Source organism: Alteribacillus iranensis (assembly GCF_900113025.1).
In the GTDB taxonomy this organism is placed as follows: domain Bacteria; phylum Bacillota; class Bacilli; order Bacillales; family Marinococcaceae; genus Alteribacillus_A; species Alteribacillus_A iranensis.
On the sequence record NZ_FONT01000004.1, the window covers coordinates 149,931 to 173,583 of the forward strand.

Annotated in this window: 22 protein-coding genes, 1 tRNA gene and 1 pseudogene; 7 read left to right on the forward strand and 17 right to left on the reverse strand. The window is 40.6% G+C overall.

What is annotated here, in order from left to right; translation table 11 throughout:
• Positions 1-120 precede the first annotated feature (120 nt).
• The 6 genes and pseudogenes from tnpB to BM095_RS10555 form a co-directional block, all read right to left on the reverse strand.
• Positions 121-1,266 carry an IS200/IS605 family element RNA-guided endonuclease TnpB gene (gene tnpB / locus BM095_RS10530; RefSeq protein WP_091661368.1) on the reverse strand — a complete coding sequence of 382 codons (1,146 nt, stop codon included), beginning with the start codon at positions 1,264-1,266 and terminating at the stop codon, positions 121-123.
• A 404-nt stretch (positions 1,267-1,670) separates the two neighbouring features.
• A pseudogene (locus BM095_RS10535) lies at positions 1,671-1,805 on the reverse strand (DUF2200 family protein); the annotation flags it as partial.
• Positions 1,806-1,927: 122 nt separating this feature from the next.
• Positions 1,928-2,665 carry a sulfite exporter TauE/SafE family protein gene (locus tag BM095_RS10540; protein WP_091661371.1) on the reverse strand — a complete coding sequence of 246 codons (738 nt, stop codon included), beginning with the start codon at positions 2,663-2,665 and terminating at the stop codon, positions 1,928-1,930.
• A gap of 108 nt (positions 2,666-2,773) precedes the next feature.
• Entirely contained in the window at positions 2,774-3,304 is a 531-nt protein-coding gene (locus BM095_RS10545; RefSeq protein ID WP_245757874.1) for a spore coat protein, read from the reverse strand.
• Between the two features lie 77 nt (positions 3,305-3,381).
• The gene (locus tag BM095_RS10550) at positions 3,382-3,594 is read right to left on the reverse strand and encodes a hypothetical protein (protein WP_091661374.1); all 213 of its coding nucleotides are present in this window, start codon (positions 3,592-3,594) and stop codon (positions 3,382-3,384) included.
• A gap of 143 nt (positions 3,595-3,737) precedes the next feature.
• Positions 3,738-4,679 (reverse strand): AEC family transporter, encoded by a 942-nt coding sequence (locus BM095_RS10555; protein WP_091661377.1) that lies wholly within the window; start codon positions 4,677-4,679, stop codon positions 3,738-3,740.
• Positions 4,680-4,843: 164 nt separating this feature from the next.
• Between BM095_RS10555 and BM095_RS10560 the strand changes: the two genes are divergently transcribed.
• The 3 genes from BM095_RS10560 (at position 4,844) to BM095_RS10570 (ending at position 6,948) form a co-directional block, all read left to right on the forward strand.
• A complete protein-coding gene (locus BM095_RS10560; protein ID WP_091661379.1) occupies positions 4,844-5,788 on the forward strand; it encodes an ATP-binding cassette domain-containing protein in 945 nt (314 codons plus the stop codon).
• A 50-nt stretch (positions 5,789-5,838) separates the two neighbouring features.
• Positions 5,839-6,663, forward strand: a complete 825-nt coding sequence (locus tag BM095_RS10565; protein WP_091661382.1) for an ABC transporter permease — start codon at positions 5,839-5,841, stop codon at positions 6,661-6,663.
• 210 nt (positions 6,664-6,873) lie between these two features.
• Positions 6,874-6,948: transfer RNA gene (locus tag BM095_RS10570), tRNA-Arg, on the forward strand.
• A 34-nt stretch (positions 6,949-6,982) separates the two neighbouring features.
• Here the strand turns inward: BM095_RS10570 and BM095_RS10575 are convergent.
• A complete protein-coding gene (locus BM095_RS10575) occupies positions 6,983-7,147 on the reverse strand; it encodes an FbpB family small basic protein (protein WP_143083216.1) in 165 nt (54 codons plus the stop codon).
• A gap of 301 nt (positions 7,148-7,448) precedes the next feature.
• On the opposite strand from BM095_RS10575, the gene BM095_RS10580 reads away from it, so the two are divergent.
• From BM095_RS10580 to BM095_RS10590, 3 genes are all read left to right on the forward strand, one after another.
• On the forward strand, positions 7,449-8,258 hold the full coding sequence (locus BM095_RS10580) for an Asp23/Gls24 family envelope stress response protein (protein ID WP_091661387.1): 810 nt from the start codon (positions 7,449-7,451) through the stop codon (positions 8,256-8,258).
• Between the two features lie 289 nt (positions 8,259-8,547).
• Positions 8,548-9,669: an alanine dehydrogenase gene (gene ald, locus BM095_RS10585; protein ID WP_091661389.1), complete on the forward strand. Its 1,122-nt coding sequence runs from the start codon at positions 8,548-8,550 to the stop codon at positions 9,667-9,669.
• Between the two features lie 123 nt (positions 9,670-9,792).
• Entirely contained in the window at positions 9,793-10,599 is an 807-nt protein-coding gene (locus BM095_RS10590) for an ABC transporter ATP-binding protein (RefSeq protein WP_245757875.1), read from the forward strand.
• Between the two features lie 50 nt (positions 10,600-10,649).
• Here BM095_RS10590 and BM095_RS10595 read toward each other — a convergent pair whose 3' ends face one another.
• From BM095_RS10595 to BM095_RS10640, 10 genes are all read right to left on the reverse strand, one after another.
• On the reverse strand, positions 10,650-11,228 hold the full coding sequence (locus BM095_RS10595) for a hypothetical protein (protein ID WP_091661395.1): 579 nt from the start codon (positions 11,226-11,228) through the stop codon (positions 10,650-10,652).
• A 194-nt stretch (positions 11,229-11,422) separates the two neighbouring features.
• Positions 11,423-12,475: an Mrp/NBP35 family ATP-binding protein gene (locus BM095_RS10600; protein ID WP_091661398.1), complete on the reverse strand. Its 1,053-nt coding sequence runs from the start codon at positions 12,473-12,475 to the stop codon at positions 11,423-11,425.
• 92 nt (positions 12,476-12,567) lie between these two features.
• Positions 12,568-13,923, reverse strand: a complete 1,356-nt coding sequence (locus tag BM095_RS10605) for an aminotransferase (RefSeq protein ID WP_091661401.1) — start codon at positions 13,921-13,923, stop codon at positions 12,568-12,570.
• A gap of 29 nt (positions 13,924-13,952) precedes the next feature.
• The gene (locus BM095_RS10610; RefSeq protein WP_091661403.1) at positions 13,953-15,155 is read right to left on the reverse strand and encodes an NAD(P)-dependent malic enzyme; all 1,203 of its coding nucleotides are present in this window, start codon (positions 15,153-15,155) and stop codon (positions 13,953-13,955) included.
• 36 nt (positions 15,156-15,191) lie between these two features.
• A complete protein-coding gene (locus BM095_RS10615; RefSeq protein WP_091661406.1) occupies positions 15,192-15,416 on the reverse strand; it encodes a hypothetical protein in 225 nt (74 codons plus the stop codon).
• A gap of 31 nt (positions 15,417-15,447) precedes the next feature.
• Positions 15,448-16,926, reverse strand: a complete 1,479-nt coding sequence (locus BM095_RS10620; protein ID WP_091661409.1) for an NCS1 family transporter — start codon at positions 16,924-16,926, stop codon at positions 15,448-15,450.
• A 107-nt stretch (positions 16,927-17,033) separates the two neighbouring features.
• Complete coding sequence (gene hydA / locus BM095_RS10625) at positions 17,034-18,446, reverse strand: dihydropyrimidinase (protein WP_091661412.1); 1,413 nt, start codon at positions 18,444-18,446, stop codon at positions 17,034-17,036.
• A gap of 119 nt (positions 18,447-18,565) precedes the next feature.
• Positions 18,566-19,849, reverse strand: a complete 1,284-nt coding sequence (gene preA / locus BM095_RS10630) for an NAD-dependent dihydropyrimidine dehydrogenase subunit PreA (protein WP_091661414.1) — start codon at positions 19,847-19,849, stop codon at positions 18,566-18,568.
• 30 nt (positions 19,850-19,879) lie between these two features.
• Positions 19,880-21,262 carry an NAD(P)-dependent oxidoreductase gene (locus tag BM095_RS10635; protein ID WP_091661417.1) on the reverse strand — a complete coding sequence of 461 codons (1,383 nt, stop codon included), beginning with the start codon at positions 21,260-21,262 and terminating at the stop codon, positions 19,880-19,882.
• Positions 21,263-21,275: 13 nt separating this feature from the next.
• On the reverse strand, positions 21,276-22,757 hold the full coding sequence (locus tag BM095_RS10640; protein WP_245757876.1) for an aldehyde dehydrogenase family protein: 1,482 nt from the start codon (positions 22,755-22,757) through the stop codon (positions 21,276-21,278).
• A 364-nt stretch (positions 22,758-23,121) separates the two neighbouring features.
• Here BM095_RS10640 and BM095_RS10645 point away from each other — a divergent pair, with 364 nt between their 5' ends.
• Positions 23,122-23,646: a hypothetical protein gene (locus BM095_RS10645; RefSeq protein WP_091661422.1), complete on the forward strand. Its 525-nt coding sequence runs from the start codon at positions 23,122-23,124 to the stop codon at positions 23,644-23,646.
• Positions 23,647-23,653: the final 7 nt, after the last annotated feature.

Genomic DNA, 23,653 nt, shown 5'->3' on the forward strand with positions numbered 1-23,653 from the left:
AAAGTCACTAGATTCTTGGGAAGAGAGCATACTTGATGGACGGCCGTATATACCATCATCAGCGGTTACTCTTATTGACCAAGCGATCCCCGGTGTACCAACGGTTCTTGTTTCTTTTCATTACGTGAGAGAATGTAGTCTTAAACCTTCGGCTAAAATGTTTTTACTCGCATTGATGTCACGGTCGTGAGTTGTATGACAGCGAGGGCAAGTCCATTCTCGCGTATTCAGTGGCATGGACGGTGCGATATAGTCGCAATCGTTTGTGGAACATTTCTTACTTGATGGGAACCATCTATCTATGTCGATGACTTCTCGTCCGTACCATTCTGCCTTATATTTTAATTTCGCTACAAAGCTCGACCATGATACATCAGATATGCTTTTTGCTAGTTTCCGATTGCGCAACATACCTTTTGTGTGTAAGTCTTCTATACAGATAACATCGTGGTTCTTGATGATGTCTGTAGTTAACTTATTTAGAAAATCGGTACGTTGATGGAACACTTTTTCGTGTAGGCGAGCCACTTTTTTCTTTTGTTTTTGATAGTTTTTTGCTTCAGAGAGGTGGATCCCGTTCTTCTTCGCAAGGTGCGCACGCCTCGACAGCTTTCGTTGTTCACGTTTTAGTTTTTTCTCCATTTTGGCAGTGAACCGGTGGTTGTCCTTTTTACGGCCATCCGAAAATACGGCAAAATCGTGAATACCTAAGTCAATTCCAACGGCGGTGTTTGTTTTTTTGAAGGGTTTTATGTTTTCTTCACAAAGAAGGGAGACGAAAAATTTCCCACTGGGATTTCTTCGTATGGTAGCCTGGATGATTCGTCCTTGGGGCTCCCTGCTTTTGGCAAACTTTACGAAGCCTAATTTAGGTAACTTGATGTGACGACCCACTATCGCAATATTATTATTTGTAAATTGGGTTTTATAGCTTTGAATGGGGTGGTTTTTCCTTTTGAATGTTGGTTTATTATTTTGTCTTTTGAAAAAACGAGAGAAAGAATCTGACAAGTGCCGTAAAGAATTTTGGAGAGAAAACTTATCTACTTCACGCAGCCATTCCGTTTCGGATTGTTTCTTTAACTCTGTTAATTTTTTTGAGCAGCTTGCATAAGTGAGTCCTTTGCCCGTTTCGGAGTATGTCTTATTCCACATGTCCAAAAAATAATTATAGACAAACCTGGAGCAACCAATCGTTTTCACGATTAACATTTCCTGTTTTTTATTTGGATATATCCGAAATCTATAGGCTTTGTGTCGTAGCATGGCGCTCCCCTCACTTCTTTGTCTGATGTTGAATATACTCGCGAATGTGTTCTTCTGTATTTTCGCAAACGGTTTGGGATGTAGTACCTAGTTTGGATTCGGCCAGTAAAATGGAGTTGATCTTTATCGGATTATGTTTCCGAAATTTTCACATTTTTCACATCATTATCTGAAGCAATTTGCTTTCACAATCCTTTGACGTCATGATCGATCTGCCCAATGGTACTGCATGGAATAAACGTAGCCACGTCCGTAATGTATTTCAGCCATAAAAAAACCTTTACATTATTTTAACAGATGTATTAGTTAAATCCCATTGTAATAGGTGTTAATGCTATTTATGCATTTAATATATGTCGGTTGATTGACACAGCGAAAGCTATGCCTCAACCGAAGTTTGCTTACTCACGACTGAAGTCACGAGTTTGCGCAAGCTGTTCATCAACTTCTGATTTCGTACGTCCTTTTTTCTCCGCCTTCGTAACATAGTGGGGATAGACACTTGCAAAACTCATTTTATAGATCTTATGTTTGGTCATAATTTATCCTTTCTTTCTGTTTAGACTGTTATTTTCTTGAGCTCTCTACACTTTTTCCCGATTACTTCATTCACTCCCAAAAGCAGGAAGTGGCTCGCTGGAAGTATTACTCCCTGCTTACATTAAGAAAACAATATTAAATTAATCCCCGCAACCGCCACTGCAGCGCTGGCAATTTTTTTGATTTGATCTTGGGATAATCGTTCAAACCATTTCATTCCTAACCTGGAACCTGTAATAACACCAAGAATTCCAACTAAGAAATAAAATAAGAATTGGCTGTTAAGATCTCCTCCCAATCCATGGAGTGTCACCGTAACAAGACCTGTAATTAAAAACGTTGCTTGTAAATTAGCAGTATAGGAATACTTATCACGGCTGGCTATCATTAAATAAAACACGAAAAAGGGACCTCCCGTCATAAATATTCCGCCAATCAATCCTCCTAAGAACCCCATAACAATAGGAAGAGCAACCATCACTTTTCGATAAGGTACCTTTTTTTTATTACGTGAGCTTAGTATGTATATGACCATCGCGATCAAGACAAAGCCCAAAATTTTCTTCATGATGTCCATTTCCCCGAAATTATGGAGGATAAAAAAAGCACCTACTCGGCCTGCAATGGCCGAACTTAACAACAGCAGAAGTGCTTTATAGTCCAAATGTTTGTATACTTTGGCTAGTATCGTCAATGAGGTAACGACTGCTAATGCCACTGCCAGTAATGTGCTTTCTTTTAAAGTGAACATAAACGGAAGAAAGCTCATAGAAAATAGGCCGAATCCGAAACCGCTGGCCCCTTGCAAGAAACTTCCTATAAACAAAATAACAAATACAAACACAATGTCTAATACCATGTAACATAACCTTCCTGTTCTGCCTTTATATCCCTCATTATACACGTAATGAGAAAAGGTTAAACGAAGCCCAGCTTTGCAAAGCTGAGCTTCGTACTCTTGAGACATTTAAAAGATGTCTACGATAACAGCCACTGCAAGTAGCAACTGAAGCAAGAGCTGGATGTTAATTGCAATGTGTCTGTCGCTCGTTTCAATAGTTACATCTCGGCTGTTCTCCACGTACGTCTCCTGGTAATTAAGCTGCTTCACTTTTGCTGTTTGGACTAAATCTTGCGTAAACTTCTCCGCTTTATCGACATCGCCACCAAATATGCTGATTGTTACTACGATTAGAAGAGCTGCTTGAAGTCCTGCCTGGAGATTGAGAGCACCTTTCGTGTCGGTAGTAATGATTCTGACATCACAAGAATCTACAACCTCTATTAATTCATCAGAAAGCTGTACTGTTTTATTCGATTGTTCCGCATGTTGAGTGTCGTCATTTCTGCCCCCACAAGGCATCGAGTGTGGGTCCAACGCATGAAACTTACGGTCTCTATCTCTGCGGTCTCTTCTGTCTCTTCGCCTATCATCTCTATCTCTTCTGTCTCTCCTATCTCTTCTCTCTCTTCTATCTCTATCTCTCATTTTATCCATTTTTTATTACCTCCTTTCTGCTTTTAGTCTATGACGGGAAGAGATTCTAGTTTGGACAAACTACCTAGTGTTATCGTTTATTTTTCATCCGAACTGCTATTTTCTTCTGTCTCATCTCCGGATTCATTCATGTTATCAAGAAATTCTTCCACCTGGCCCTTTATACTATCAATCACTTCTTTCAGTTCACTTTTCTCCTCATCGGAAAGTTTAACGTTCGACTTCTCTATCCCATGCTTCTTTAATAGTCTTTTAACCAACAGTTCTGCTAACTTAGGATTTTGTTCCATATTCATCCTCCTTTCTCCCGTTTCTATAAATGTATGAATAGAAACGGAGACAGTGTGGGGAGGAATCTATCCAAAATGGACAAAATTTGAAACGTGACGTAAAAACCGATCGCCCATGCGGACAATCGGTACATCCTCCTGCTTCATAATTTAGTGAAGATGTTGGTAAGGAAAGCTATCAATGGGATGGTCAATAACGAGAAAAGGGTGGAATAAACTGTTGACATGACTGCTTTATCTTCCTCCTCCGTATACATGGCAAATAAGGGGGTAGCTAACATAAAATTGGGCATTGCCGTTAAAATAATAAAAACGTTCTTGAGGAAATTTTCGATCGGTAACATCATCACGAGTGGCATAGTGAGTACAGGAATAATTAATAATTTCATGGATACTGGGAACCACAACTGAGGAAAATAGAAAACACTCTTTTCTTTTAAAAAAGAAGGCAGAAGAAAACCTATGTAAAACATAGCCAGGGGTGCAGCAAGCCCCGCTAACATGGCAATTAAATCCTGTATAAACAGAGGTGATTCTATACTGTTTATCGCAACCAACATTCCTATCACAATCGCCCCAAGCGGAGGATTCATTAACGATTTTAACTGTCTATAATCAAAGCCATTGTCTGACTGCAATAGATAGATCCCTAGTGAAAATACAATTACATCGAGACCAGCATCAAATACTGCAGCCAGCACTCCACCCATTGGACCAAAGATAGCCAGACATAACGGGATTCCTATGAACCCGGTATTCCCCAAGGCTGATAATAAAGATAACTTTTTAGCTAAAGCCCACTCAATACCAAGCCCTTTACCCAAAAAGAGAGAAAACACCACCGCAGCCCCGTTAAACACAACAGACATCCCAAATATAGTAAAAACTTGGCGAATAACTTGGTCTGTCATTTCTGTGTTAACGATGCCATTAAGGATCATAGCCGGGACAACTACGTAAATAATAAGAATAATGAATATTCGCTTAATTTCTTCCGTAATAGTGATTTGAAGTGCCACGGCTGACCCGATAGCTATAATGACAGCCATCATTAAAATAGCCAAGGCAACTGTCGCAATGTCCATACATACGCCCCACTATCCTCTATATTTTATGAAAAAGTCCATTAACTCCTCTATTATTGTAACACCTTGTGCAAGCAATGAGCACTTTCATGCATCTATTAAGTGAAAGATGTTATACTTTCTAACAATACAGTGCGACATAACAAGGAGAGTGGCCAAGACATATGCAAAATATCATTGATGTCCGCTCGTTGAATAAGAAATACAAAGACCACCATGCTGTGAAAGATATTAACTTTCAAGTGAAAGAAGGGGAAATTTTTGGGTTTCTCGGACCTAACGGGGCAGGTAAAAGTACAACCATTAATATGATTTGTACCATGTTAGTCCCGACAAGCGGTTCTATTACCATAAATGGGTTTGATGCGGTCAAGCAAAAGAGCAAAGTAAGAGAAAGTATTGGTATTATTTTTCAAGAAAATACGCTAGACGAAAAGCTAACAGCTCATGAAAATTTAATGTTGCACTGCAAGTTTTATAAAGTTCCAAAAAGGAAAAGAGGAGCTCGCATTCAAGAGGTGTTAGAAATTGTAGACCTCGTAGAAAATAGAGACAACAGAGTGGAAACGTTTTCTGGGGGCATGAAGAGAAGGCTTGAAATTGCCCGCGGCCTTCTACACTATCCTAAAGTCCTTTTTTTAGATGAACCTACAGTTGGGTTAGACCCGCAAACACGAGCCCATATTTGGGAATATATTTTGCGGTTAAAAGAAAAAGAGGGCATTACGATGTTTCTTACTACACACTACTTAGACGAAGCAGAGATCAGTGATCGAATTGCCATTATGGATAAAGGAAAAATCATTACTATTAATACACCGGCTGAGTTAAAGAAAGAATTGGGCGGAGATATTATCGAGTTATCTACGAAAAACAACTCACAAGTCATGAGAGACATAGAAAAGGATAAAAACATTATCGATGTTACCGTTCAAGATAACATCCTATATATTAAAGTCCATAGCAGTGATGCGTTTATTTCCCAGTTTATCAAAAAACTATCCGTCCCCATAGAAACTTTAAATATTCGAAAGCCTACATTGAATGATGTCTTCCTCGCATTTACCGGTGAAAACATCCAGCAATCGCCAGAAACTCAAAGTAAGTAAATAGTGTCTGATGACAAGGTAAACACTTAAGAAAGAAGGTTGATTCGTATATGGAAGGGATCTTGGCTATATGGCAGCGTGACGTCATAAAGTTTTTCAGAGATCGAGCCAGACTCTTCGGTTCGTTTGTGATGCCTATCTTATTTCTCCTTATCTTCGGTGGGGGAATGAGTGGCACAATGGAAGAACTAGTCACGTCGGGACTCCAAGTAGATGAGAATTTTAACTATGTCCAATTTGTATTTCCTGGTATTGTGGCCATGACTTTACTGATGACAGCCGTTTTTTCTTCCCTTTCCATTATCCAGGATAAAGAATTCGGTTATATGAAAGAAATTATGGTCTCTCCTATATCAAGGGTAAATATTGCAATCGGCAAAATGCTTGGAGCTTCCACGGTCGCTTTTTTACAAGGTTTGATGATGTTTGCACTTATTCCTTTCCTAGGTATACACTACGACATTGGAAATCTGCTTCAAGTGCTGCCCTTTATGTTTCTATTGGCATGCTCTCTTGCTTCTGTGGGACTCTTAATCGCCAGCTTGTTGAAATCCACCCAAGGTTTTCAGCTTATCGTCCAAGTCATCGTCATGCCCATGGTCTTTTTATCCGGAGCTTTATTTCCTGTAAGTAACATGCCCGGTTGGATGGATATTATTGTGAAAATCAATCCGATTACATATGGAGTAGATGTGATGAAAAAAGTGATGATTGATGTGGACAGCCTTTCTCCACTCGTACGCGAAGTGATGGGTCTTAACTTAACCATTTTTAACCGACCCGTTACTGTTTTAGAAGAAGTACTCTTTATGATCGTTTTTACGGTAATATTGGTATTATTGGCTACGCTAAGTTTTCGAAGAGCCAACGCCTAAAAACATTTTATAGCACGTCCATCTCCTCACTTTATGTTTGTATCACTCTTAGTCGTAACATTTTTCGGTAAACATGAAACAAAAACCCAGAAAGGGAGATGGATCGGCTTAGCGCTAACAAGATTGGAGTAGATAACCCACAGTCCAAACACTTCCATATGAATTTACAATTAAAGAAACCATTGATATAATAGGTCTTGTTTCCGTTACGCCCTAGTAGCTCAGAGGAAGAGCAACAGCCTCCTAAGCTGTAGGTCACAGGTTCGAGCCCTGTCTAGGGCGCCAGAAAAACAAAAACGCCCCATTCGGGCGTAAAAATTTATATTATATTTTTTACTTGAGCTTCTTTTTGTGTATAGACTTTTCTAGAGTATTTATTCTCTAACCTCTTCTCTATTTCATTAATCATTTCTTGATTGCTCATTATTTCTTGTTTGTTTCTTTTAATGAGATCTTCAAGCGAACCTCTTGTTGTTTTTCTCATCTCCATACTCTCCTTTTCTTATTTCAACATTTTCCTTACACCTATATTATAACGAATTATCTGACTAAATTGGCATACCGTCTGTTACTAATTGTTGAACAATTGTGTAAAATTATCGTAGTAGGAAGCCCACATGGTAGGGTCGCTGAAACTCTTCGTTCCATCGAGAAGTTTGACGCGGACGCTAAATAAATATATGTGTAAATCTCCTACTTGGAAAGCTATAATGTTAGACAGACAACAATATCTTCGAACGCAATAAGTCTATTGAGGAAACGTTTAAGATAAGGAGGTGTGTCGGATGGAAGTTTATGCTCTTCACGGTCCCAGTGGAACCGGAAAAAGCTCTAGCGCTCTACTATATGCCCATAACCATCATATTCCCGCCATTATTGATGATGGGTTATTGATATACCAAGGAAAGAAATTAGCAGGGAGATCAGCAAAATATGAAAAGAATTACATAACTGCCGTTAAACGTGCAACATTCTTTTTTGAAGATCACGCTGAGGAAGTAAGACAAATACTAGGAAGCTTACCGATAACACGAATTTTACTCATTGGCACATCAAAAAGAATGGTTGATTTGATTGCAAATAAATTACAGATTGGCAAAATTGACCATTATATCGATATTAATGATATTCGTAGTTCTGCTGAAATTAAATTGGCTCTATTCATACGCCGTACCCAAGGGAAGCACATCATTCCGATTCCCTATGCGCAAGTTGAACAAAATTTCTTTAAAAAGTTAATAGCGAAAGGACATCGAGTACTAAACCGACAAAAAGAAGTTATCGGGGAAACAACTGTAGTAGAACCTAATTTTCAAATGGGATCTATTACTATTTCGCCTGACGTGTTAAAAAAGATCGTCATTATGGCGTGCCGTTCCGTAGTCGAAGTAAGTGACAGTACTAGTGTAAAAATTTCAATGGGAGATTTACCAACGGTTACAGCTGACATCCATTTAAAAGCAGATATAGGTGTCGATTTAATTGCTGTTTCTAAAAGAATTCAAGAATCTGTCCATCGAGATTTTCTTAACTATTTAAGTATTGAGTTATACTCCGTTCATCTACGACTCACTCAATACAGCCCTTCGTATTAAAATATCATTTATGTAAGTTAATTATTTTGATTGCATTTTATAATATCTTTTTTAATGAAAATAGCAAATAGCGTTGTTTTTTTATTCTCTTTATAATACTATTGACTTAGATGTTTCTTATATAACTGTGCTCTGTTCTATTAGATATCTAAAGACGCGCAAATTGGCAAGCTGCTGGGGGCGGACAGCCTGTCATTCAAAATACATCGAGGATATCATCGGGGGCTTGTAACAGAGACGTATATTAAGAACCATACATACGTTTTTATATAGAGAAGGAGGTTTTTTTATGATTATTGGTATCCCAAAAGAAATTAAAAACAACGAAAACCGTGTGTCTCTCACGCCTGCAGGGGTAGTGGCATTTACGCAAGCCGGACATGAGGTAATAGTAGAGACAAACGCTGGTACCGGCAGTGGTTATACAGATGAAGATTACCGTGCAAATGGTGCAACTATCATTGACAATGCTGCTGACGTTTGGTCAAAAGCTAATATGATCATGAAAGTAAAGGAGCCTCTGGAATCAGAATACGGCTACTTGCGCTCCGACCTCATTGTGTTTACTTACCTACACCTTGCTGCAGAGCCAGCTCTTACGAAAGCGCTTGTTGAGAGTGGATGTACTGCACTTGCTTATGAAACAGTCACAGTGAACGGTACGCTTCCACTCCTTACTCCTATGAGTGAAGTAGCCGGCCGCATGGCAGCTCAAATTGGTGCGCAATTCCTAGAAAAGCCTAAAGGCGGTAAAGGAATTCTTCTTTCTGGTATTCCAGGCGTACAACGCGGCAAAGTTACAGTTATTGGCGGCGGTGTCGTAGGAGCAAATGCTGCGAAAATTGCAGTTGGCTTAGGCGCGGATGTCACTATTATTGACTTGAACCCAGAACGCCTTCGTGAACTAGAAGATATTTTTGGAAAGAGTGCTCAAACGTTAATGTCTTCACCGGTTAATATCGCAGAGTCTGTTGCTGAGTCTGACCTAGTCATCGGTGCAGTACTCATCCCAGGATCCCGTGCTCCTAAACTTGTTACCGAGGACATGGTGAAAACGATGAAAGAAGGATCTGTTGTGGTTGACGTCGCTATTGACCAGGGCGGTATTTTCGAAACAGCTGATCATGTATCTACTCATGATGACCCAACATACACAAAGCATGGGGTCGTTCACTATGCGGTAGCTAACATGCCTGGAGCTGTTCCACGTACTTCCACACAAGGTCTCACGAATGTGACAGTACCGTATGCTCTTCAACTTGCTAACAAAGGTGTGAAGAAGGCTATCGAAGATAATAAGTCTCTAGCACCTGGTTTAAATACTGCGGGCGGCAAGGTCACCCACCAGAAAGTAGCGGAAGACTTAGGTTATACGTATACTTCTGTGGAAGAAGCAATCAAATCATTGTAACTCATATTATCCCTCAGGACAGTCTCTTGAGGGATTTCTTTTTACGCTGCCTGCTTTTTCACTGGATAAAGATACCATCCATGCCATAATAGACGTAGAGGAATAATACATAGGAGGATGAAAATGGATCCATCAGAGTTCATACTATCGTTAGAAGATATTCATTGGAAACAGAAGGGGAAACCTATTTTAAAAGATGTGACGTGGAAAGTAAAAAAAGGGGAACATTGGGTACTACTTGGCTTAAACGGTTCTGGGAAAACGTCGATTCTCAAAATGATTACAGGGTACCAATGGCCGACAGAAGGAACCGTTTCCGTTCTTGGCAACCTATTCGGAAAAGCAAATATTCAAGAACTTCGCAAATCGATTGGCTGGGTGAGTACGTCACTGGATGAACGTTTTAAAAACCGTTCGGATGACAGTGCCCTACATGTTGTATTAAGCGGGAAACATGCTTCTATAGGGACCTACACTGAATTTTCGAAGGAAGATGTCGAAAGAGCGAAAAGCCTTCTATCAGAATTTGGAATCGATCACCTTTATGACCAGCCTTTCTTTACATTATCCCAAGGAGAAAAAAGAAAAGTTATGATTTCCCGTGCTCTCATGCCTTTTCCAAAATTGCTGATTTTAGACGAGCCTTGTAATGGTCTCGATCTATATTCCAAAGAGCAACTGTTAGCTTCCATTGAGAAAATGAATCAAAAACCATCTGGTCCAACGTTGTTATACGTGACTCACCACATAGAAGAAGTCCTTCCTTCTATTACTCATGCTATGTTATTAGATTCAGGTTCTGTCATAGCTAGCGGGGAAAAAAAGGATATACTTACAGAAGAAAAGATAGAGAATACATTTCATCTACCTGTCTCTATAAAGTGGGATGAGGAACGGCCTTGGATCCGGGTAAAATCCAATATATTTTAACATGGATTTTCCCGGTCAGCCGATAATTGCGTTGAAGGAATGGGTTACGTTTATTTCGCTTTTTTATAATCTTCGCGGAGAGATACTGCCTTATGTTTCGTTAAGTCTTCTAACTTGAAGAAAAAATCGCATTCGATGTTTTGAATCTGTTCGTCTTGAAAATAAGAGACATAATAAATAATTTCATCATTAATATGATAGATGATGCCATCATAGTGAGCCTGGATCAAATATTCTTTAATCACATCTCCCATTTTCTTTATCTTTTCGATAGAGTTCTGGTCATCGTCTAAACCGATAAAACGTCTTGCTTCTTTTCCGTATTTCCAGTTTAACGCCTTTCTTCGCAAACGCTCTTCCGTAAAGTTATAATTTAAAATGAATGGATTTTTAAATTGTAACTCTTGTCTCAGTACCATAGCTAGTGGATCATTCTCCAGTTCAGCGTGGCAAAAAGCATAATACGATACCAATTCTATGTCATTGATTAAGTAAATGCCTGACCCGAAAACGGAACGAGCCTTAATTCCATTTTGAAAATCCCTTGGTTCATCCCTCTTGTACCTCTGATCAGCAATCACCGACTGGCCTTCATTGAAGCTAATTCCACGATACGCAAGCCTTTTCATGGGTATTCCCCCTTAATTCTGTTTCATACAAGCGGCAATTGACACAACTATTATAATGATTAGATAGTAATACTTATTTTATCACAGAACCAAAGACTTTTTCTACAATTACTACTATTTTCTGTTTTCTAATGACGAGAGCACACCAAAACTGCCTAAGCCTTAACAGGTTAGGCAGTGAATATTATTTTTGGTTACGCTTTTACCATCTCTAAACTTTTTACTGCGTGTCCTGCAATGGAATCATACATTTTTCCGATGGATTCCTCTTTTCCAAAAATGGAAGTGGAGCCACTTTCTCCATGTTCTCCAGGCTGAGCCAGTGGAATGCTTCCGAGCAAAGGTACAGAGAATTTGTCAGCAATAGCTTGGCCTCCACCCCGCCCAAACACGTATTCTCGCTTCCCTGTTTCTATGCTTTGATAATAGGCCATATTCTCAATAACACCTAAAATCTCATGTTCTGCTTTTCTGGCCATCTTTCCTGCTCTTTCCGCAACATAAGCAGCATTAGGGTGCGGTGTTGTTACTAGAATTTCCTTAGATGAAGGCAAGAGGCGGTGAACATCCAAGGCAACGTCCCCAGTTCCAGGTGGTAAATCCATCAATAGATAATCAAGTTCTCCCCATTCTACTTCAGAAAAGAAGTTGTTTAGCATTTTTCCGAGCATGGGTCCTCTCCATAGTACGGGAGAGTTATCTTCAGAGAAAAATGCCATTGACATGATCTTAACTCCATATTTTTCCGGGGGAATAATTTTGTCATTTTTTATTTCCGGCCTTTTTTCCAGTTCCATAATTGCGGGTATACTAAATCCATAAATATCGGCATCTATTAGACCAACTTTGTATCCAAGGCGAGATAGAGAGACTGCCAGATTAGCTGAAACAGTAGATTTGCCGACTCCTCCTTTTCCGCTAGCAATACTTATTACCTTTGTCTGGCTATGTTCTGATAAAAGAGAAGGAGTTTCCGGTTGTAATTTTTGTTTATCTTCTATTGATAGCTCCTCTTCCTTTAATTCCTCAAATCGGAGACCGATAGAATCTGCTCCCGCTTCTTTTAACACGTTCACTATTTTCTGTTGAACTTCCATTTGTTCAGAGGAAGCTGTTTTAGCTAGCGCAACTTTGAGACTAATATAGTCACCTTTCACTTTTATGTTTCTGATTGTAATATTTCTATGTAAATTAGGATCCTCCACTTGGAGCAGTAATTCACGAATTTTTTGCTCGGACAAGCTCATCTTTATTTCCTCCTTCTTGTTTGCTGGCCATAAGATGATAGGGAACAAGCCGCATCGTCGGCTTTGCTCCCTGTAACATTCGAAGTTTTCTATTAATGCAAATCTTGAAGGACAGCTTTTAACGTATCAATTAAGAAGCGCAGATCCTTTTCTGTAGAAGTAAGCGGAGGTGCAATGATCAAGACATTTTGATATCCCGGCACCGTGTCACCATTACGTCCAATAACTAGCCCTTTTTCTTTACATCCCGCTATCACTTTCGCTGCTAATTCTTCATTAGGCTCTTTAGAATCCTTGTCTTGGACCAGTTCGATACCGAATAAAAAGCCTACTCCTCTTACTTCCCCTACTTGCTCATGAAGTTCCAATTCTCTTAATTCATTAAGCAATGAATCACTTTGTTTGGATACTCGATTAACGACATCTTCATTTTCTAATATTTCAATGGTTTTCAAGGCTACTGCACAAGCAGCCGGGTGACCACCAAATGTAGAAACATGCCGGAAATGTTCCTTCTCTCCTTTTTCTTTAAATCTCTCATAGATATGAGAAGATACTGCAGTAGCTCCAAGAGGAAAATATCCAGCTGTAATTCCTTTTGCCATCGTTACTATGTCCGGCTGCACTCCTGCTGAATGCATAAACCCGAACATTTCACCTGTACGTCCGAATCCTGACACGACTTCGTCTGTAATGAGGAGGACATCGTATTTTTTACATATTTCTGACACTCTTGTTAAGTATTCCGGCTCTGGAATGAGGACACCGCCGCCTGAGATAAACGGTTCTAACACAACTGCCGCTACAGAGTCTGCACCTTCCCATTTAATCACTTCTTCGATATAGTCAGCAGCGGCTAAGTCACTTTTTTCCCCATCCCCAAACGCGCTTCGGTAACTGTATGGAGGTGGTACTTGTAAGAATCCCGGTGCACTTGGACCGTATTTTGATTTTCGGTTAGCCTGAGCAGTCGCACTTAGTGCTCCCAGCGTCGAGCCGTGATAGGCCCGGTACCTGGAAATGATCTTATATTTCTCCGGGTTTCCATTTTGGGCGTGATATTGTCTAGCAATTTTAAAGGCTACTTCGTTTGCTTCCGATCCACTGTTAGAGAAAAATGTAGTATAGGATCCTTTCAACACTTCACTTAATTTCGCGGAAAGTTCAATAGCTGGTACGTGACTTAACGTGAGTGGAAAGTAAGCCACATTTACCATTTGTTCGTAGGCGGCCTGCGCAATTTCTTCACGCCCATGGCCTAGATTCAGACACCAAAGGCCAGATACACCATCTAAGAGCTCATTGCCATCCATATCCGTGAACCATGCGCCTTCTCCCTGCTTTACCACGACAGGTTGTGCTTTTTCATTATATTTGGACATGGCATGCCAGAGATGATCTTTGTCTTTTTGAAATAAATTATTCTTGCTTGCTTCCGCTTGTTGCATACTACCCCTCCTGACGGCTTTTTCAACGCTTATACTTTGACAACTTCTTCTTGACCTACCGCTTTAGCAACACCACTTTCTATAGCTGCTCTAGCCACTTCCTCAGCTACGCGGGACACGACTTCTTCATTAAATGGGGATGGAATGACATAATCAGAATGGAGCTCCTCTTCACTAATTAGATTCGCAATAGCATATACGGCAGCAATTTTCATTTCCTCATTTATCGCACGTGCCTTCACATCTAATGCTCCTCTAAAAATCCCTGGGAATGCTAAGACGTTGTTAATTTGATTAGCAAAGTCTGAGCGTCCAGTACCGATCACTAATGCTCCTGCTTCCTTTGCTGCCTCCGGAGTTATTTCAGGGTCGGGATTAGCCATTGCAAATATAATCGCTTTATCGTTCATGCTTTGGACCATTTGTGAGGTAAGTGCTCCTGCAACGGAAACACCAATAAACACGTCCGCCCCCTTTACAGCGTCCTCCAACGATCCATCTTCTTTCTTTCTGTTCGTTTGTGCCGCGAGATCCTCTTTGATGTTATTCATCCCATTTGGCCTGCCTTCATAAATAGGCCCTTTCGAGTCACAAAGGATGATATCTTCTACACCCATGGATAGTAACAGATTGACAACTGCTACCCCTGCAGCTCCAGCCCCGTTGATGACAACTTTAATGTCTGCGAGCTTCTTTTCTGCCAGTTTCAAGGCATTAATTAGTCCAGCTGCTGTCACAATAGCTGTGCCATGTTGGTCGTCATGAAACACAGGAATATTCAGTTCTTTTTTTAATTGTTCTTCTATTACGAAGCAATGAGGAGCCGCAATATCTTCTAAGTTTATACCGCCGAATGTAGGCTCTAATAATTTCACTGTGTTAACGATTTCTTGTGTGTCATCTGTGTTTAAACAGAGAGGAACCGCATCAATCCCTCCAAATAATTTGAAGAGCGCTCCTTTTCCTTCCATTACAGGCATTGCTGCTCCAGCCCCGATGTTCCCCAGCCCTAACACAGCAGATCCATTTGTCACAACGGCCACGCTATTTCCTTTAATCGTGTAGTTATACATATTATCTTCATTTTCAGCAATGGCTTTACATGGTTCGGCGACTCCAGGGGAATAGATTAAGCTAAGGTCTTCTTCCCCTTCTACCGGAGTTTTTACTTCAACTGAGAGTTTACCTTTATATTTTTGATGTACGGCTAAGGCTTTTTCTTTTAGATTCAAGAAGCGTTCCTCCCTTGTTTACATTCATTCTGTCTCTTACTTGTTTTTCTGTTGAGCGATTAACAGATTTGAAAAATATTTTCTAGTATCAGGATTTAAAATATGAAGCTGTTTCTTTTCACTTTGCTTCTTTTCATTCGGACGTTCGAAGTCAACAAAAGCTCCACTTAAATTTTCTTCTACCTTTCCAATCCGGTACCCTTTTTCCACCAATTCATCAATTTTGCTTTTTTCTTCTAAAAACTCCTCATATGATGCCATGCTTGTCACTCCTTTTTATATTTTCCATAATTCAGTCTTTTCCGGCTGCAACGTAACCGATAGCTTCTTCTTCCTCTTCCCATTCATCTTCAATTACCCAGTCTCTGCCAACAGTAATTCCTAAATATTTCTCGTCATCCGGTTCTTCTAATTCAGCCTGCGGGTACTTTTGGAACCACCAGAATTTTGCGAGGACATAATAAGCAATCGCTCCTACAACAAATCCTATGAAAAAGGAATACGTTGAAAAAATAACTGCAGCTCCACCGCTTACCGCCCAAGCGATGATCCCGGCCCAATTGATTCCGTTTGCATAACGGTACTGTCCTTCTTGTTCATAAAGATCTGGGACATTGACTCTTCGTTTTCGAATAAGATAATAATCCGCGAATAGTACACCAACAATACCAGCCATTAAACCTCCAATAATAGAAAGAAATGGCATGAGAACATCAAATAAGTTCCACGGCTGTGTAACCATTCCAATAATCCCGGCAACAATGACTCCCGCGTAAAATGGTGTCTTTGGTCCGCCAATATTAGAGAAGATGGTTGCTGCTGGTACTAAGTTACAAGCTGTGTTTGTTGACCATTGAGCTAATACGATCATTAATAACAAAATGGCTAGTACAATACCCGTGGCAGATTCCTGTAAGGCAACAACAGGATCATAATTACCTACGGCTATATATGCTACTCCTCCGATAGCAACAACGAATGTCTGGGTAAGAGGTAAAGCAACTAATGTTCCAACCCACACACTTTTATTACGCTTAAACCAATTTCTTTCATGTTGCGGAGCTTTGATGAAACGAGAAAGCGATGATATATCTGCAGACAAAGTTGACCAATAACCCATGTTACCGATGATAACCATCATAATTGCTGTAAAAAGCAATCCACCTGACACAGGGTTCTCCACCCACGTCCAGACATTACGGTCGATTGCCGCAGCCTGACTGCTTAGACTTGAATACATCCAAATAGAGATTAAGATAATGGTTGGTGCTGCTAAGTTTGCGAAACGTTCGATAGACTTTATACCAATTGCTGTATTGACAACTTGAACTGCCACAAAAGCTACAAAACAAATGAACCAATTATCAAAGCCAAACAGAACATTTAATATTCCGTTCATAGCTGCTGCGCCGAAGTAAGTGTTAATACCAAACCATATCGATGCTGCAAGCCCCCTAAGACCCGCTGGGAAATGTGTACCTACCGTACCAAATGGAGCCCTTAGATATACGGGAAATGACAAACCATGTTCCACCCCAATGTCTGCTATCAGGCTGATGAAACCTCCGATAATAACACAGCCTACAAAGGAGGCTACTAGAACCCATACAAGCGGCATTTCCTGAACGCCTGCTCCTCCAACAGCAAAGGCAGCTAATACGACCGCCATTCCGATCCACATGATGAAGAAACCAAATGTATTGATTTCCCTTTTATTATGAGGAATAGGAAGCAAATCAGGGGACCTAAGGTAATTGTTATTTGATTTCATATACGACTCCTTTTCCTAGTGGTCCTTTATAGTGGTAAATAGAAAGAAAAGGTTCATTTCCCCTTTTCTTTCTATTCAACTTGGAAGATAATCACAACTTTTACTTATTATTGCGTTGCTTTTTCTTCGGACAACTGTAGATTAGAATTGAATCGTTTTCTCTTTAAGAACTGACCGCTTCCTGGCTTCCCAACAAATTGCTTGTCACGGATTACGAACTCGCCGCGGGATAAGACGGAAATCGGCTCTCCAGTTACTTTCATACCTTCAAAAGCACTGTAGTCCACATTCATATGATGAGTAGACGCGGAGATCGTTCTTTCTGCATTTGGATCAAAGATAACAATATCCGCGTCACTTCCTACTGCAATCGTTCCTTTTTCTGGGAATAAACCAAATAATTTAGCAGTACGAGTGGACACCATATCAACGAATTCATTGATGGAAATACGGCCTTTTTTCACGCCCTCGGAGAACATCACGCTAAAGCGGTCTTCAATGATTGGCCCACCGTTTGGAATCTTAGTAAAATCATCTTTGCCCAAATCTTTTTGTCCGTTAAAGTTGAAAGAACACTGGTCAGAACCGATTGTTTGAAGCTGGCCATTTTTTAGAGCCTTCCAAAGCAGGTCTTGATTGTGCTTTTCACGAAGCGGTGGAGACCATACATATTTTGCTCCTTCAAAATCCGGCTTAGCAAGATAAGATTGATCAAGTGTTAAGTATTGCGGACAAGTTTCTCCCCATACGCGATATCCTTTTTCTCTTGCCGCTGCAATCTTTTCCACAGCTTCCTGACAAGTTACATGAACAACATACAATTGGGAGTCAGCTAGACCTGTCAATTCAGCAGCTCGTCCGGTTGCTTCCCCTTCTGCTTCAGGCGGTCTCGTTAAAGCGTGATAAATAGGATCTGTGTTCCCTTTTTGCAATGCATCTTTCACGAGAAAATCAATAACGTCCCCGTTCTCGGCGTGGACCATGACGAGAGCGCCTTGTTCACGTGCTGTGACAAGAGCCTTGAAAAGCGTCTCGTCATCTGCTTGGAATACGTTTTTATAAGCCATGAACACTTTAAAGGAAGTGATTCCGTTTTCCACAATGCCTGGAAGCTCATTTAAAACATCATCCGTTACTTCAGTAAGCTGGAGGTGAAAGCCGTAGTCTATAACTGCTTTATCTCTGGATTTTTCATGCCACACATTAATCGCATTTTGGAGTGGCTCTCCTTTATTAGTTAAGCAGAAATCAATAATAGAAGTCGTACCACCATAAGCAGCTGCAATGGTTCCTGTTTCGTAATCATCTGCGGTCATCGTTCCACCAAATGGCATGTCTAAGTGAGTGTGAGGATCAATCCCCCCTGGGAAGAGGAAAGCGCCTTTCGCATCGATTACTTCATCAGCATCTTCATTTAAGCTTGCAGCAATTGCTGATACCTTTCCATTTTCAATTAATATATCTGCTTCATATTGATCCGTTGCAGTTACGACCGTTCCGTTTTTAATGATTTTTTTCATACGACCAGCTCCTATCTTTTATATAAAATGTTTGGCTAGCGACGTCTTTTGGGTAAAGGGCTTGTGTGTTTAGAATAGAGCGGGGGAAAAAAGCGAATCCCCCGTTCTTCCTCATTTGTTTAAGCTAATTCTGTTGCACTTGTAGAAGTCTGTTTGATGGCTGCCTGGCGATCGTTCCAAGTCATTGGTTCACCATTTGGAATCTCCACCATATCGATGGCTCCATCCACTGGACATACAATGGAACATAAGTTACAGCCTACGCAGTCTTCTTCGCGCACTTCTAAATAATCTGTTCCGTCTTCCGCCGTCAGCATGTCGATACATTGGTGAGAAGTATCTTCGCATGCAATGTGACATTTATTACAGTTAATACATACATCGTTATTAATACGAGCGACCACTTTATAATTAAGATCAAGATCGCCCCAGTCGGAGTACTTAGGTACAGACTTTCCAACGATGTCATCTAATGTTTCTAATTTTTTCTCATCCATATAGTTTTGAAGACCGTCAATCATGTCTTCTACTATGCTAAATCCGTGGTGCATCGCTGCGGTACATACTTGAACACTTCCAGCGCCCATTAACATATACTCTGCTGCGTCACTCCAAGTTGAGATACCTCCCATTCCTGAAATCGGAATGTTATTCAGCTCAGGGTCACGCGCACACTCAGCAACCATATTGAGTGCAATAGGTTTAACTGCCGGCCCGCAATAACCACCGTGAGCCCCTTTTCCTGCTACATGAGGGATAGTATTCCACGAGTCGAGATCAACACCAGCTAAACTGTTGATTGTATTAATCATGCTGATTGCATCTGCTCCACCCTGAACAGCAGCCAAGGCTGTCGCGGTAATATCCGTAATGTTCGGAGTTAACTTTACAATGACCGGAACTTCTGCTGCTTCTTTTGCCCACATTGTTTGTTTTTCAACTAATTCAGGCACCTGACCAGACGCAGCACCCATACCACGTTCAGCCATACCGTGTGGACAGCCAAAGTTTAATTCAAACCCGTCTACACCAACATCCTGTACTTTCTTTACAATCTCATGCCATTTTTCCTGCTGCGGCTCAACCATTAAGGAGGCAATCACCGCGTGATCTGGATACTTTTTCTTTGTTTCATAAATTTCTTGCAAATTCACTTCGAGCGGTCTGTCACTTATGAGCTCGATGTTATTAAAGCCCATAACTTGCTTACCATTGTAGCTAGTTCCGGCAAAACGTGAGGATACGTTTAAGATGGGATCACCCAACGTCTTCCAAACAGCACCTCCCCAGCCTGCTTCAAATGCCCTTTGCACCTGGTAACCTGTATTCGTTGGCGGTGCTGAAGCCAGCCAAAATGGGTTAGGTGCCTTAATTCCAGCAAAATTTGTACGTAAGTCTGCCATTATAAAAGTACCTCCTGCCTTTAATTATTTTTAAACAGCCGCGCTTTCCGTTTCACCAATTAACTGTTTGTGAATAGCGTATGCCGCCTGCTTTCCTTGCTCGGCAGCGGTAACAACCATTGCTTCACCTTGGCCATCGCCAAAAATAACGTCACCAGCAGCAAACACTTTAGGATTTGACGTTTGGAAAGTATCCAAATTCACTTCTACTACTCCCCACTTATGATTCAAGCCAAATTCTTCTATCAAGTTTACGAAACGAGTTTGGCCAATTGCCTTGATCACTGCATCTACTTCCATTACAAACTCTGATCCTTCTACAGGTGTTGGACGACGGCGACCGTCTTCACCAGGTTCACCAAGCTCCATCTTCACACACTCAAGCCCTGTCACTTTACCTTTTTCGTCCGTCACGATACGAGTCGGCTGTGTGAGCCACTCAAACTCAATACCGTCTTGTTTCGCAAACTCATATTCAAATTCGTATGCTGTCATTTCTTTTTCTGTACGGCGATATATCATTTTAACGTCCTCTGCACCAAGGCGAATGGAGCAAGTTGCGGCGTCAATCGCTGTGTTACCCGCACCTACTACTGCAACTTTTCTACCAACAAAGTCCCTGCTCATAGGAGGAGTTTTTGTCGTTTCCACAAAATCAATAGCATCAAAGACTCCTTCTGCATCTTCACCTTCAATACCAAGCATTGGAACGGTTGACATACCTACTGCCAAAACAATAGCATCGTAACCGCTTACAAGCTCATCTACAGATATGTCTTTTCCAACCGTAGTGTTCGTACGAATTTCTACTCCTAACTTCTCCACCTGCTCCACTTCCCAAAGCGAAACTTCTTGTGGAAGTCGGAAAGAAACGATACCAAATGTGTCCAGACCACCTGCTTTTTCTTTCGCTTCAAAAATAGTTACTTTAAAGCCGAGACGAGCCAATTCTCGAGCCGAAGCAAGTCCGGCAGGTCCGCTTCCGACAATAGCTACAGACTTTCCATTGTCTTTACCTTGCTTGAACAATTCAGCATTATTTTTCATAGCCCAATTGGTCGCATGGCGCTGCAAGTTACCAATCATGATTGGCATGGAAGCATCATTAAGAACACAAGCACCTTCACATAGCTCTTCTACCGGGCATACCCTCGAACAACTTGCCCCTACTGGATTGGATTCCATGATAACTCGCGCAGAACCTTTTAGGTTACCTGAAGCAATCTTCTTAATGAAAGATGGAATGTCAATCCCTGTAGGACAAGCTTGAATACAGGGTGCGTCATAACAATACAGACAGCGGTTAGATTCGTCTATTGCTTCTTTCTGGGTGAGATCCGGTTCTACTTCTTGAAAGTTACTTTCCAAGTCTTCTAGGGAAATCGACTTATTTTCAAAACGACTAAAATTCATAAGGACACCCTCCTCACTTTTTACTATGCGGTTTCATGTACACAGTTTTATATTCAGTGTAAAAGTCTATAGCTGTGCTTCCCACTTCTCGGAAGCCACCAACTCCAGTGTCTTTAATTCCTCCAAATGGAAATTGCGGTTCACTGTAAGTTGAAGGCATATTCACGTGGGTAAATCCTGCTTCAATGTTGTTGATGAACTTTGTAGCCAGCTCCAAGTCATTTGTATAAATGGTTGATGATAACCCATATTCCACTCTGTTTGACCATTCTAATGCTTGGTCAAAGTCTTCTGCTTCCATAATGCTGATGACTGGTCCAAATATTTCTTCCTGTGCAATCGTCATATCTGGAGTAATATTCCGGAAGAGGGTCGGAGCTACAAAATAACCATGCGCGTTCTCTCCTTCAGTTATTTGTTCGCCTCCCGTGATTAACACACCGTTTTCCTTTTTACCAATCTCAATATATTCCAAAATATCTTCCATCGACCCTTTATCAATAACCGGCCCCATGTCTGTTTCAGAATGAAGCGGATTCCCGATATTCAGATTTTTTACTTTTTCTGTGAGAATCTCTATAAATTCTTCCGCTACAGATTTAACCACAATGACACGGCTGGTCGCAGTACAACGCTGGCCACTTTCGCCAAATCCTCCTGCAATAACATGATTAGCTGCTAGTTCCAAATCGGCGTCTTCGAGAACAACAAATGGGTTTTTCCCTCCCATTTCTGCCTGAAATCTCGCACCGCGTTTAGCAATTAATTGATTGATTGCTAGTCCCACTCCATTGGAACCTGTAAAGCTAACAGCCTTAATGTCTGCATGATTGGCAATAGCGTTTCCTACTTTGGATCCCGGACCAGTTACGTAATTGACAGCACCGCCTGGAAGACCTACAGCTTGATAAGCTTCTACCAGCCAATAGCTGACAACCGGTGTTTGACTGGAAGGTTTAAATACTACAGTACATCCACAAGTGAGCGCAGTAGCAATTTTCCAAGCAGCGATCGCAAGAGGCACATTCCAAGGAGTAATCACACCAACTACACCAATCGGCTCACGTTTTGTATATCCGATGATATCTTTGTCCCAAGAAGGTATGGTTTCGCCAGTTAACCTTTCTGCTTCCCCTGCCAAGTAACGCATACAGCGAATGGTTCGAACAACTTCTGCCTTTGCATCCGCATAAGACTTCCCGACTTCTTTGATCAGTTGTTCAATATATTCTTCAGACCGTTCCTCAATGTAAGCTGCAGCACGCAGGATGTACACTCCTCGTTCTGGAGCCGCTGTTTCTCTCCACGAGGGTAATGCTTTCTTCGCAGCCTCTACTGCTGCATTTACATCTTCTTCTCCTGATTGCTGGCAAATTCCAAGCTCCATACGGGTATCGGCCGGATTAGTAACAGTAAATGTCTTTCCAGTAGTCGCCGGGACAGAATCTTCTCCAATTATGTTCTGGTATATCCTTGTTTTTTCTTGTACTGCCAAGATTTCGTCCTCCTTCATTCATCGGAATCACGATATGTCGATCAGTCTTCTCTATATCCCGTCCTCTCTCTTCACCTCCCTTCTAAATTTTCTCAATGTTCTTAATGAAATACTATAATATCAATATTAAAATGTCAATAACTTTAATTGCATTATTTATATTATTTGCAATTGGATATTAGGATAACGAGCTTTTTATTGATATAATAGAAGTACTCGTTCCATGATACCTACGATGGAAGTTTGCCTTTGCAATTATTCCTGCCAATCATTACATACATACGTTATTCCTGATTTTAAAAGAATCAGTGAATGAGAAAATTGATCAATCCAGATAATTTTATAGGGGAAGAAGTGAAACAAAGTGAAACGTGCGGAATTAGAAGAGCAAATAAAACTCACTGAAAATAAAATTTTAGAAGAACAGGAGAAATTAAAAGAACTTCGTGAACATTTAAAGATTGTCATTGAACAAGAAAAAGAACGCAAGCATTATATCTCATCTAAAGAAATAATTGATTTAATTTATAAAAATACCGGAAAGAAAATTAACATGTCTACTGTTAAAAGGTGGGCGGACGAAGGTTACTTAGGGGAAGTAATCGACGAGAAGGATAAGTTTTGGGCGTTAAGGTCAAAACAAGGAAAAAAACGTTTTTTGTATCCGAAAATTAATACTCATAGTTTTTTATATGAAAAAGGATATTTACACCCAGAATATGAAGTGTTAGATCGTGTCGTTGTGAAACAACCTGGACAAGAAAAATTTACAGGTATTGTTGTAGACTCTATTTTAGAGAAAGATCAGTTTCAATACACTATTCAAACGGAGGAGACATTTGAAGCCATTCCGAATATTAAAGAAGAGTATTTAACGAAATTAGAGTAGGAAGGGA